At 43.1% G+C, this 13,207-nt stretch carries 10 protein-coding genes; 8 read left to right on the forward strand and 2 right to left on the reverse strand.

The features are described 5' to 3' along the window. Positions 1–78: 78 nt before the first annotated feature. From J2W55_RS12030 to porN, 8 genes are all read left to right on the forward strand, one after another. Positions 79–966, forward strand: coding sequence for an SMP-30/gluconolactonase/LRE family protein (locus J2W55_RS12030; protein ID WP_310095981.1), 888 nt, complete (start codon positions 79–81; stop codon positions 964–966). A 153-nt stretch (positions 967–1,119) separates the two neighbouring features. Continuing rightward, positions 1,120–1,833 (forward strand): hypothetical protein, encoded by a 714-nt coding sequence (locus J2W55_RS12035; RefSeq protein ID WP_310095982.1) that lies wholly within the window; start codon positions 1,120–1,122, stop codon positions 1,831–1,833. A gap of 151 nt (positions 1,834–1,984) precedes the next feature. Continuing rightward, on the forward strand, positions 1,985–2,917 hold the full coding sequence (locus tag J2W55_RS12040; protein ID WP_310095984.1) for a DUF4271 domain-containing protein: 933 nt from the start codon (positions 1,985–1,987) through the stop codon (positions 2,915–2,917). Between the two features lie 12 nt (positions 2,918–2,929). Further along, positions 2,930–3,694 carry a uroporphyrinogen-III synthase gene (locus tag J2W55_RS12045; RefSeq protein ID WP_310096480.1) on the forward strand — a complete coding sequence of 255 codons (765 nt, stop codon included), beginning with the start codon at positions 2,930–2,932 and terminating at the stop codon, positions 3,692–3,694. Between the two features lie 254 nt (positions 3,695–3,948). Further along, positions 3,949–5,259 (forward strand): T9SS ring complex lipoprotein PorK/GldK, encoded by a 1,311-nt coding sequence (porK, locus tag J2W55_RS12050; RefSeq protein ID WP_310095986.1) that lies wholly within the window; start codon positions 3,949–3,951, stop codon positions 5,257–5,259. A gap of 69 nt (positions 5,260–5,328) precedes the next feature. Continuing rightward, positions 5,329–6,129 (forward strand): type IX secretion system motor protein PorL/GldL, encoded by an 801-nt coding sequence (porL, locus tag J2W55_RS12055; RefSeq protein ID WP_310095989.1) that lies wholly within the window; start codon positions 5,329–5,331, stop codon positions 6,127–6,129. 40 nt (positions 6,130–6,169) lie between these two features. Beyond that, a complete protein-coding gene (porM, locus tag J2W55_RS12060; RefSeq protein ID WP_310095991.1) occupies positions 6,170–7,669 on the forward strand; it encodes a type IX secretion system motor protein PorM/GldM in 1,500 nt (499 codons plus the stop codon). A 6-nt stretch (positions 7,670–7,675) separates the two neighbouring features. Next, positions 7,676–8,686 (forward strand): type IX secretion system ring subunit PorN/GldN, encoded by a 1,011-nt coding sequence (gene porN, locus J2W55_RS12065; protein ID WP_310095993.1) that lies wholly within the window; start codon positions 7,676–7,678, stop codon positions 8,684–8,686. Positions 8,687–8,834: 148 nt separating this feature from the next. Here the strand turns inward: porN and uvrC are convergent, their stop codons facing one another. Beyond that, positions 8,835–10,655, reverse strand: a complete 1,821-nt coding sequence (gene uvrC / locus J2W55_RS12070; protein WP_310095995.1) for an excinuclease ABC subunit UvrC — start codon at positions 10,653–10,655, stop codon at positions 8,835–8,837. A 295-nt stretch (positions 10,656–10,950) separates the two neighbouring features. After that, entirely contained in the window at positions 10,951–13,197 is a 2,247-nt protein-coding gene (locus tag J2W55_RS12075) for a penicillin-binding protein 1A (RefSeq protein WP_310095996.1), read from the reverse strand. Between the last annotated feature and the right edge of the window lie 10 nt (positions 13,198–13,207).

A 13,207-nucleotide genomic window follows, 5' to 3' on the forward strand; every position in this document is an offset into this window, starting at 1 on the left:
TAAATTCGGATTTAACTGAAGGTCCAGCGGAGGGAATAGACAAATATTATTGAGGCGTAACTGTTTATATAAAAGTGTATGCAAATTTGGAAGGCAGAATTGTTGCATCAAACTGGTTTAATGCTTGGCGAGGGAGCTATCTGGCACAACGGATGGAAGAAGTTTTTATTTGTAGATATTGAAGGAATGATGGTTGGCGCTATTGATCCGGTCACCAAAGCCATTGAATCGCGAAAATTAGATAAAAGAATAGGAACTGTTGTGCCCGCGACAAATGGTAACTTAATAGTTGCCTTGCAAGGTTCTGTTGAAGTGCTGGAGTTTAAAACGGGCAAGCGACAGAAGCTCCTGGATATTGAAAGTGATAAACCGATGAACCGTTGCAACGATGGAAAATGCGATGCGGCAGGGCGTTTATGGATTGGTACAATGCATGTCGACGCAAATTTGCACGAAGGGGCTCTATATTGCTATGATGGTTCGTTTAAAAAAGTGATAGAGAACAGGAGCGTATCCAATGGCATTGGGTGGTCTGGTGATAACCATACGATGTATTATATTGATTCATTTGATTATGATGTTAAAGCGTATGATTTTGATTTAACGACAGGAAATATTTCCGGAGAGCGAATTGCTGTAAAGATAGAAGAACCCGGCTGTATGCCTGATGGAATGACAGTTGACAAAGATGGCATGATATGGGTAGCCATGTGGGGTGGCGCTTGTGTAAACCGTTATGACCCCCATAACGGGAACCTGATTGGGAAAGTGATGGTTGTCGCTCCTCATGTTACTTCTTGTGCATTTGGCGGAGATAATATGCAAACGCTTTTTATTACCACAGCAAAGCAGGGGTTGAGCAAAAGCCAGTTAAATCAATATCCTTTAAGTGGTGCTTTGTTTACGGTTGAAACGGATATCAAAGGAGCGGGCGCGCATTTTTTTAAAAACGACCAGGTTTTATAACACCGGTCAGGGCTTGCCGGGAACGGTTATACAGACATGATCTTGTTATTGCTGAATGATAATATGTAAGCCGGTATGCCATAGCTGTTTATTTGAATAAGCACTGTTTTTAAGCTATATTTAATTATCCGTTTGTGCGGCCGATCTATAGAGATGAAACCGAAAATCATTGCGTCATTTATATTTTGTATCCTGATTAATATTGGTGCTTACAGCCAGCAGCCAGGACGCGAGATCCAGATCAATATTGATACGCTTTTAAACGCGCGTCCGATAACTACCCTAACCAAAGGCAAGCTGGTTACCTGGACTAAAGGCATTGATGGAGATGGGCAGGGCGATGGCTATCTTACCATGGCCGCCGCCTTGTTTAATAAGGACATTGCTCCGCATGCTTTGCCTGATAATCCGCATATCGGGGCTACTACTAAACATCCGTCAATTACGTTGCATTATAAAAACAAAGACGGTATTAACTCCCAGGCCCGCTATGTTTCGGGAGTGGGCAATTTTGGGTTTTATGTACCTCAAAAAAAATATATGGGCATGTATTTGGGCCTTACCAGTGCCGAGGGCGGTTCGCAACTGCAGGTTGAGCTTACGTATAAGGACGGGGTAGCCGTAAAAGATTTCTGGCTGCCTGATTATTATAATGATATTGTTGCCAAAGACAGCTGTTTGAGCTATATAGTGCATGACCTGGCCAAGTGGGACAATAAAAACAAAATGGCCGAAAGCGATCACCATAACATTAATGCCCTTAATATATACCCTGATCCTAAACGGATTTTAGTGCATGTAAAGGTTGAAAAAAGCACAGGAGGATACCTGGTTTTTTGGTCAGCCACCGGCGTGCCGATTAAATAAGCTTTTATTGCTGCGGTGTGGGTAAATTATACCGTATTTATAAAACAACCAATTATTACAATAAATTTGCAACAAAATCAAGGGGTTTATTTATTGCTTTAAAATGCGTTTGGTTGCCTGGTGCTTTCTGTTTATCTTAATTAATTGTCCTGTGGCTTTTGCACAGCAGGATTCGGTAGCAGATGCCCCTAAAACTTTACCCCGCCATATTATACGCAGCGAGGGAGTTTCTCTGCTCGATTCGGTAGCAGCCGCTATGCATGCCCGCAAGCTTTTTGTGGCCGATTCACTGGCCATGCGTTATATACATGCCCCCGACTCAGCATCAAACAGCGAATTTGCAGATAGTTTGCTGGCCCATACCTTGTATAAAGGTTACGGGTTTTTAGATATACATTTAAAGTCAAAAAGCCTGGTTAAGGATGGCCATGTGCGGCCGCTGCGTGATCCCTGGATCATTATCATCATTATATGCCTGCTGCTATATACTGCCATACTTAATATCGCCTTAAATAAGGATATAAGTTACGTATTACAATCATTTTATAGTAAAAGGATATTATCGCAGGCTGGCAAAGAAGAGGGCTTTGTAAGTCCCTGGGCTTTTTTGGGATTGTTTTTGTTGTTTTGTTTAACCTGTGGCTTGTTTTTATACCAGTTAGCTGCTTACAATGGAGTTTATTATATAGTAGGAGGGAGCAGGCTTTACATATCGCTTACTATACTGATTATAATTTTGTTCGCGCTCAAATTTTGGGTGCTCAAGTTTTTAGGGTTTGTGTTTGATATTGGCCGCTTAGTAAGCGAGTATCTTAATATATTACACCTAACTTATTTTAACCTGGCATTTATATTTTTACCCGTAGTACTTTGCTTTAGTATGCTTAGTAGCCTGTATATACCTGCTTTGCTTATCGTAACGCTAATTATTATCATAATTATATTTGCATGGCAATACCTCAGGAGCAGCGTAAATATAATTTCTACTTTTCGATTTCATAAGTTTTATTTATTTACGTATCTTTGTGCCCTCGAAATTTGCCCCATTTTAATTTTGATAAAGGCATTGAATATTAGAATTTAGGTAGTTAAACGAATTGACTTGGAAGACAGAAAGAAAAAGGTTAAAAGTATATTAGTTACTTTATCAAAACCCGAAAACGATAAGAATCCGTATGCTGAACTGGCTAAAAAGCTAAACCTGAAAATTGATTTCCGATCATTCATTCATGTTGAAGGCGTTCCGGCGAAGGATTTTAGAAAGGAAAAGATAAACCTGAGCGATTTTACAGCTGTTATTTTTACCAGTCGTAACTCTGCTGATCATTTCTTCCGTATTTGTGAAGAAATGCGTTTTGAGGTGCCTGTAGAGATGAAATATTTCTGTCTTTCAGAAACTATCGCCCTTTACCTGCAAAAATATATCCAGTACCGTAAACGCAAAATATTTTTTGGCAAACAAACCGCTGCCGATCTGGCTGAGGTGCTGAAAAAGCATTCGGCCGAAAAATTTCTTTATCCATGCTCTGATGTTGCTGCCGAAGAAACTCAGCGTTTCCTGCTTGAGAATGGTTATAACTTTACACCCGCTGTATTGTTCCGTACCGTTTGCAGCGATCTTTCAGACCTGGCCGACGTATTTTATGATGTGATCGCTTTTTTCAGCCCTTCAAGCATCCAGTCATTATATAAAAATTTCCCTGATTTTAAACAGAATAACACCCGGATAGCTGCCTTTGGGGCTACAACCCATAAAGCTGTGCTCGAAGCCGGCCTTATCCTTGATATCCCGGCGCCTACCCCTGGCGCCCCGTCTATGACAATGGCCATTGAGCAGTATGTTAAGCTGGTGAATAAATAATATCCGGAAATTATACAATCCTACCGCAACTTTTTATGGCATAATTGCGTATTAATGGCAACTAATTTGCATTGCTGTAATTAGTATGAGCAACGTCTATTATACAATAATTTGTCGTTTAAATAACGCAAAGGACATTTATTGTCTATATATTAGCTTAAAATTAAATGTTTTTTGGCTTTGATAGCACAAATTTTGATATATTCGGGGGGTGCATAATGTTATAGTTTATATAACTGAATCTTGATTTTAAAATGAAGCAGATCTACTTTTTTATAATAGTTATAGTTAGCGGGGTATTGGGTGGTTGCAGTAAAGGGGGTGACAGAGGCGAGGTGACGGGGGTTCCACAACGTTCCTTCAGGTCCGAGGTGCCGTATGGCATGGTGTATATTCCGGGCGGAACTTTCCTGATGGGCCAAACAGACCAGGATGTAACCTTTTCGCAAATAGCGCAAACCAAACAAGTTACCGTAGCTCCATTCTTTATGGATCAAACCGAGATCTCCAATAGCCAGTACAAACAATTTGTTTACTGGGTACGTGATTCAATTGCTATAACCAATTATCTTAATGATAGCAAATATTACATACAGCAAAAAGGCGCTGCCAATAATGCTACCGGTAAAAAGTTTATCAATTGGGCATTTGTAAAGAAAAACTCTATCTGGAGTGATAAAAAAGGACAAGCCGGGAATGGGTCAAAACTTCAGGGTATGTATTACCAGGGCGAAGACCGGGTGTTTGACAGTAACGAGATCGACATCCGTTTGTTAAAGTACAACTACTCGCTGATGGTGCTCCGCGACGCGGCCAACTATAAAAATGATAAAACCAAAAGACGTTCTGATTTTATTTTGCATGATACGGTAACTGTTTATCCCGATACACTGGTATGGCTCAGCGATTTTTCATACGCTGCCAACGAGCCCATGGTTGAAGGATATTTTTCGCATCCGGCTTTTCGTAACTATCCGGTTGTAGGGGTTACCTGGAGACAAGCAAGGGCGTTTACGGTATGGCGTACCCGTTATAATGAGGCGTACAAAGCTTCGCGCCGCTTACCCCGCCGTTTACCTTATGAACTGCCTACCGAAGCCGAATTTGAATATGCCGCACGCGGAGGCAGGGTAGGTACCGATTATCCATGGGGAGGCCCTTATATTAAGAACGCAAAAGGTTGCCTTCTGGCCAACTTTAAACCAGGACGCGGTAATTATACCGATGACGGTGGAGCTTATACCGTTAACGTTCGCTCATATTTCCCTAATGATTATGGCCTGTACAATATGGCCGGCAACGTAGCCGAGTGGACATCGTCAACATTCGATGAGTCGGCATCGTCATTTGTTCATGATCTTGCACCAACATTTAACTACGAAGCCAAGGCTACCGATCCTGAAGTACTTAAACGTAAAGTTGTACGCGGCGGGTCATGGAAAGATATCGGCTATTTCCTTCAAAACGCTACCCGCAGCTATGAGTATCAGGACACCGCGAAATCATACATCGGTTTCCGCTGTGTAACACAGTACCTGGGCCGGGATATTAAAGACAAGCGGTAAAATCAATAACCTTCATCTTATAAAAACAAATTAACAAACATCTACTATTAAAAGTTATTTCTGATTATTATGGCAGGAAAGAAAAAACCTTATGGAATTGGGAACGTAGTATCATGGGGAGCTACAATTGTAATTATTGGTTTATTATTTAAAATCCAGCACTGGCCAATGGCTTCATTATTTATAACCCTGGGGTTAGGAATGGAAGCGGTGTTGTTTTTCTTATTGGGCTGGCAAAGGGAAGATAAAGATATTGATTGGGTACGTGTTTACCCCGAGCTAAGCGAAGACTTTAGAGGTGAGTTACCAACAGCATCTGCCAGACCTGTAGCCAGTGCATCTTCAAGCACAGCCGCTTTGGATAAGATGCTTGATGACGCAAAAATAGGCCCTGATTTGGTGCGTAGCCTGGGTGATGGTTTACGGACTTTTGGCGATAAAGTTGCTGCCATATCAAAGGTAGCAGATGCAGGCGAAGCTACTACTGCCTTTACTGATAAAATTAAAGCAGCAGGCGCAAGCTATGATAAACTAAGCAGCGCTTTTGAAAAAGCTTCGGCTAATTTGGCCGAAATGGCTAATTCAAATGTTGATTCAAAAGCTTATCATGAGCAGGTAACAAAATTGGGTCGTAACCTTTCGCAACTAAATGCTGTTTATGAACTTGAGCTGCAGGATTCAAGCGCTCATTTAAAATCAATGAACAACTTTTATAAGAACTTGTCATTAACCATGAACAACTTTAATGAATCATTAGATGATTCAAGACAGTTTAAGGAAGAGGTTGGGCGTTTAGCTAAAAACCTGGCCTCCTTAAACTCGGTTTATGGTAACATGCTTACAGCGATGAACCAGCCACGTGTTAATTAATATAATTAATAGATTTTTTACAAGCTAAGATTTATAGAGGATGGCCGGAGGTAAGGAAACCCCAAGACAGCGGATGATAGGTATATTATACCTGGTACTTTTAGGCTTAATTGCCCTTAACGTGCCGGATAGCCTGTTGGATGCGTTTAAAAATATTACAAGCAGTTTAGATCAGTCAAGGAAAAATGTTACTACCAGTTTGCAAAGTACCTATTCGGCATTTGAGGCAACCAAGTTAAAGGAACAGCCCGAAAAAGCCCAGCAGTTACTAACACAAGCTAAAAGTGCAAGTAAAATTGCTGATGACCTGAACGGATATATTGAAGAATTAAAAGCAGAGTTGATAAAAAAGGGAGGCGGCATTAACGAAGAAACCGGTGATGTGGATGCAAGGGAAAGCCTTGATATATCGCCCGAGGTAATGATCAACGCGAAAAAAGCCGATGTGCTGAAACAAAAAATTGAGGACACCAGGGCACGTTTATTGCAGCTATTAGGTAAAGACGCGGCGGGTGTTAATTTTTCATTAAATGCAACCGGACCAAAGAAAAAATCATGGCAGCAGGCTTATTTTGGCGATGGTATTCCACTGGGTGCCGCGTTAACTACCCTTGCCAAAATACAAACTGATACAAAAAATGCCGAGAACGAAGTAGTGAAAAAGATATTAGGCAAGGTTGATGTGGCGCAGGTAACTTTAAATCAGTTTAAGGCAGTGGCGGTTGCGCCAAGCAGTTATGTTTTGGCCGGACAGCAATACAAAGCCGAAATTTATTTGACAGCGTATGATCAAAACTCAAACCCTGCGATAACTATAGGAGGGGCTTCTATACCAACTTCTAATGGTGTAGGTACTTATACTACTACCGCAAGCGGCGAAGGTTTACACACCTGGACCGGTAGCCTGTCAGTAAAACAGGTAGAAGGCCCGCCAAAGGTGTACCCGGTAAGCGGCAGTTATATGGTAGCCAAGCCGTCGGCAGTGGTATCGCCCGATAAAATGAACGTATTATACATCGGTGTGCCCAACCCACTTTCGGTATCGGCACCGGGCGTATCAAAAGAAAGCATGAAGGTAAACATGTCTGGCGGTTCCTTAAGCGGCAGCGGCGGTCACTATACCGCTATTGTGCACAGCATAGGCACAGCGCGGGTTACCGTTACGGGCGATAAAGGAATGGTATTAGGCACTTCGGAATTTCGTATTAAACGTATCCCTGACCCTAAACCACAGTTTGCCGGTAAAAGCGGTGGCAATACCAGCGCGGCCAACATCAGGGCACAGGACAGGGTATTTGCCAGGTTGGAAAATTTTGATTTTGATGCTAAATTTAACGTAACCCGTTTTACGTTGCTTATAGTAAAGCCCCGCCAGGATGCCATTATATTATCAGGCAGCGGAGCCGAGTTAACTGGTGCTATGCGTTCAGCAATGAACACTGTTACACCGGGTACTACTGTGGTATTTAAGGATATTGTTGCAGTTGGCCCTGATGGAACGCCCAGAGGACTTGATCCTATTGTATTATCCGCAAATTAAAAGCGTATGAAAAAGAGAATTTTGGTAGTTATGCTTTGCTTAGTTTGTGTTTCGGCAGTATTTGCCCAAAAACGCCCGGCTAAAAAGCGTACCAGGAGACCTGCAGCAACTACTGCACCTCAACAGCAGCCACCACAACAGCTACAGCAGCAATCCAGTCAGCAGGATAATGTGGTGAGCCAGCCAACGGTTGCTGATACTACTAAACGCAAGGGTTTTGACGCCAACAAACCGTTTGAAAGGCCACTTGATGGCTATTACAAAAGGAACAATATTTTGAGCGCCAGGGTTACGCCGATGCCAAATCTTCGTGAAAATGATGTGGCTTTTGCCAAGCGTATATGGCGCGAAATTGATCTTCGCGAAAAAATGAACCAGTACCTGGCTTCGCCTAAACGCCGCCTGATAGATGTTTTGCTGGAAGCTATTGCCGCCGGCGAGCTTACAGCTTATGACCCTACACCAGGCAAAAAGGATGACCCGGGTGGTGATGGTTTTACTACTCCTTTAACAGCCGCGCAGGCCCAGGGCCGCATGGCTTCGGATAGCAGCGTGGTTAACAAACTTGATAAGGATGGTAACGTAGTGTCATCATCAATGGTAGCAGGCGAATTTAACCCCGATAGTGTTGTAAGGTTCAGAATAAAGGAAGACTGGGTATTTGACAGGCAGCGTTCTGTGTTTGAGCCGCGTATTATTGGTATTGCTCCAATGATCAAACCAAAAATAAGTAACTCCAGTATCGATCTGGATTATCAGCCGGCTTTCTGGATATATTTTCCTGAAGCAAGACAGGTGCTGGCTACAAAAGAGGTAGTGAGCCGCAACAGCGATGCTACCGGCCTAAGTTTTGATGATGTTTTTATGAAACGAATGTTCACCAGTTACATTGTTAAAGAAAGCAATGATAAGGATGAACGTATAAAAGATTATGCGCAGGGTATTGACAGGCTTTACGAATCGGAGCGGATTAAAAAATCGCTGATGGACTGGGAGCTTAACCTTTGGTCGTACTAACCAATTACAAACCTAAATTTCAAAGTCAAAATTCCGGGCCTTCGGGTACCGGGTTTTGGCTTTTTTGTTTTATTGATAATGCAACAATGCTCAAAAGCTAATTGCTGCAGGTTTGTATTTTCCGGCGCACCTGGTCGACAGGTGAATTTTAATTTTGACTTGTCTCCACCTCTCCGCCAAAGTATCCCAATATTGCTTTCGCTTGTTTCAGGTTAACTACTTCCAGCAGCATTTCCTCGCTGGCTTCGCGGATCTTTTTTACCGACTTAAAGTACTTCAGCAGCTTTTCGGCAGTGGTTTTGCCAATACCGTCTATCAGTTCCAGCTCGGTGGCCAGGGTGCCTTTATCACGTATCTTACGGTGAAAAGTGATGCCAAAGCGGTGCGCTTCGTCGCGCAGGTGCTGGATCACTTTAAGCGTTTCTGATTTTTTATCCAGGTACATAGGGTACTGGTCGTTTGGGTAGTATAGCTCTTCCAGGCGTTTTGCAATACCTATCACCGTTACCTGCTTATCAATACCCAGCAGTTTAAGGCTATGCATAGCCGATGATAACTGACCTTTACCACCATCTATAATGATCAGTTGCGGCAGTTCGGTACCTTCGTCCAGCATACGGCGGTAACGGCGGTGTACGGCCTCTTCCATGGTAGCAAAGTCATTTGGCCCTTCCACGGTTTTTACATGGAAATGCCTGTAATCCTTTTTCGACGGCTTGCCATCCTTAAACACCACAATGGCCGAAACCGGGTATTTACCCTGAAAATTGGAGTTATCAAAACACTCAATATGACGGGGCAACTGGTTCATGCGCAGATCCTTCATCATTTGGGTAAGCAAGCGCTCGGTACGGATCTCGGGGTTCAGCTTTTCATACTGATCTATTTTTTCCTTTTTAAAGAACTGTACATTTTTTTGGGAAAGGTCAAGCAGTTTTCGTTTTTCGCCCAGTTTGGGCACGGTAAATTTTATGCCGGGATGATCTTCCAGGTCGATATTAAAAGGCACAATGATTTCTTTAGAATCGCTGTTATAACGGCTTCTGAACTCTGATATAGCCAGGGTGAGCAATTCCTCATCGCTTTCATCCAGCCGTTTCTTAAGCTCAATGGTTTGCGTTTGGATGATGGTGCCGTTCATTACCTTTAAAAAGTTTACAAAGGCAATTTTTTCTTCAGAGGCGATGCTGAAAACATCAACATCGGTTATAGACGAATTAACGATAGTTGATTTGCTTTGGTAGTTCTCCAGCAGGTCGAACTTTCTTTTAAGGCGATGGGCAAGTTCGTAGTTGTATTCAGCTACCGCGGTATCCATTTCGCCTTTTAAACGCCGCAATACAGCCCCTATCTTGCCGTTCAAAATATCTTTTATCTCCTCAATGCTGTTGTTGTAATCGTTTTCGGTTTGGTAATTTTGACAGGGACCTTTGCAGTTGCCCAGCTGGTACTCCAAACAAACCTTAAATTTACCTTTGTCTATGTTTTCGCGTGTAAGCGGCAGATTGCAGGTGCGCAGGGGGTAGGTTTCTTTAATGAGCCCCAAAATGTTATGCATCATGCTGATGGAGGCATACGGGCCCAGGTATTTTGAACCATCTTTTATAATACGCCGGGTCCAGAAAATACGGGGATAGTTCTCGTTCTTGATAATGATCCAGGGATAGGTTTTATCATCCTTGAGCATTACATTATACCGTGGCTGATGCTTTTTGATCATGCTGTTTTCCAGCAGCCAGGCATCCACTTCGGTATCAACAATAGTAAAAGTGATGTTGCGGATCTTTGATACCAAAACCTTTGTTTTGGCATTTACGTTCAGATCTTTATTAAAATAGGAGGCAACGCGGTTACGGAGGTCTTTGGCCTTCCCAATATATATCAGTTCCCTCTCGCTATCCCAATACTGGTACACACCTGGTTTATGAGGTATGTTTTTTAATGCTTCCCTATAATCAAATCTCTCCATTTCTTTAACGAGTGCTCACAATGCGTATTTTTGTTATTCAGAATTTTAAATCCCCCGTCTCTAAGTGGAAATGACTTAAAACGTTTGTCATCCTGAGGAAACGAAGGATCTTCTTCGCCCTGCTGAGCACCGACTTTTCTGTTGAAGAAGATGCTTCACTCCGTTCAGCATGACAAATGCTTTTTATAATAAGTCATTGGGAGGAACGAAGTGCCTATTTTACGACCTGCAAATGGTTTACAGATTCTTTACTGTCGTTCCTAATGACGAATTTATTTAGTTCTTATTGAACCACCTAAAATCCCAGCTTTTTATCAACTTCATCAGTGCCCTGTTGTTCCTGGTTATATTGCTGGCAATCCATTACAATACTTACGCCGTTTTTGGGGGCGTCAAAGTCCACATTCTTTTTAATACCCAGTGCCGCGTTGGCATACACTTTTTTCATATACAGCGCAAATATAGGCAGGGCACTGTTGGCGCCTTCGCCCAGTCTGGTTGATTGGAACGCAATGTCACGATCTTCGCAGCCAGTCCATAAGCCGGTAACCAGTTGCGGTGTAATACCAATGAACCAGCCATCAGAGTTATTTTGAGTGGTCCCCGTTTTACCGCCGATTGGATTGTTAAGCTTGTATTTCCATTGCAGCCTTGAGCCGGTTCCGTCCTGTATTACGCCTTTAAGCATATAGGTCATTACATAAGCTGTTTGCGGGTTCATGGCCTGTACTACTTTTGGCGTATGGGTGTATAGCACGTTGCCGTTTTTGTCCTCAATGCGTAATATATAGGTAGGCTCTGTCCACAGGCCGTGATTGGCAAATACAGAGTAAGCAGCCGTCATTTCAAACACCGAAGCATCAAACGTACCCAGGCAAATAGATGGATATGGGGGCACTGCGCTGGTTATTCCCATTTTTTTAATCAGTTCAACAACCGGCTCGGGCTTAACCTCGCTCATCACATGGGCGGTTACCCAGTTTTGAGAGTGGGCCAGCGCCTGGCGCAGGGTGATAAAACCCGGCAAGGTTTCAGATGGCGACGATCGCGGACTCCATGGCGCGCCGTAACCGCGTATAGTATCGGGCACGTTATTGATCTTCATACAAGGCGAGTAGCCATTGTCAATAGCTACGGCATAAGTAAATGGCTTTGCAGTTGAACCCACCTGGCGGGTACCATTTTTTACCTGGTCATACTTAAAATGTTCAAAGTTGGTGCCACCCACCCATGCCTTCACATAGCCGGTGGTAGGGTCCATGCTCATGAGGGCGTTGCGGAGCAGCATCTTACAATAAACAATAGAGTCGATAGGTTTCATCAGCGTATCGATATCGCCATGCCAGGTAAACAGGTTAAGTGTGGTTTTGGTATTAAAATTAGTTTTAATATCCTCGTCATCCATGCCCTGGGCCTTTAATTGCTTGTATCTGTCTGATTTTAGCATACCCTGTTGTATCAGGAACTTATAGTTGTGTATGTTTCTTGCCAAATTCTGTCCGCGCCAGTGATCATTAAACTGCACCTGCAAATTGCGCATATATTCCTGTTGCGCTTCTTCGGCATATTGCTGCATGGTGGCATCAATGGTGGTATAAATTTTAAGGCCATCCCGGTCAAGGTCATACGGTGTACCATCGGGCCGGTTAATGTTTTGTTCCTTAAATAATTTTTGCAGCTCTTTTTTGAGTACCGACCTGAAATATGGCGCCGGTCCGTCAAAATGATTGTTCGGATGAAAATCAAGGCCGAGCGGTTTCTGTTTAAATTCCTCAACCTGGCCGGCACTCAGCGCGTGTTGTTCCTGCATGCGGTTTAAAACCAGGTTACGGCGCCTCAGCGCATTATCGGGATGCCTTATAGGCGAATAAATACCCGGGCCGTTAACCATGCCTATCAGCAAAGCGGCCTGGTCGGGCGTAAGTTTATCAGGCGTGGTATTAAAGTAGGTGCGTGCTGCTGATTTTATGCCGTAGGTATTATAGGCGCCAAAATCAACGGTATTAAGGTACATGGTCAGGATTTCCTGTTTGGTATAGTGGCGTTCCAGTTTAACGGCGGTTACCCACTCCTGCATTTTTTGAATAAAACGTTTAAACGGATTGGCGGCCCTTTCAGAGAACAGGTTAAGCGCCAGCTGCTGGGTAATGGTACTGCCGCCTTCTTTTTGCCCGATAAGCAAATGCAGGAAAATAGTGAAGCTGCGCCCGAAGTCGATACCGGAATGGTCATAAAAGCGCTTATCCTCCGTAGCTACCAACGCGTTGATAACGTTGGGCGACAGTTCTGCATAGGTTACGTTTGAGCGGTTTTGTATGTAATAAGTACCCAATACCTTTTTATCAGATGATATTACCTCTGATGCCTGGTTGCTTTTTGGGTTTTCCAGGTCGCGGAAAGAGGGTAGCTGTCCAAACACATCAAAAATAGTGAGCGCTATCATGAGCGCAACAAATACAAAGCCGGCTATTACGGTTCGCCATATGTACCAATTATATCTTCTTATATCCTGCTGAGTAAGCTTGGGCTTAGTGGTTCTCATGTTAATTTAA

Source organism: Mucilaginibacter pocheonensis (assembly GCF_031456535.1).
Classification (GTDB): domain Bacteria; phylum Bacteroidota; class Bacteroidia; order Sphingobacteriales; family Sphingobacteriaceae; genus Mucilaginibacter; species Mucilaginibacter pocheonensis.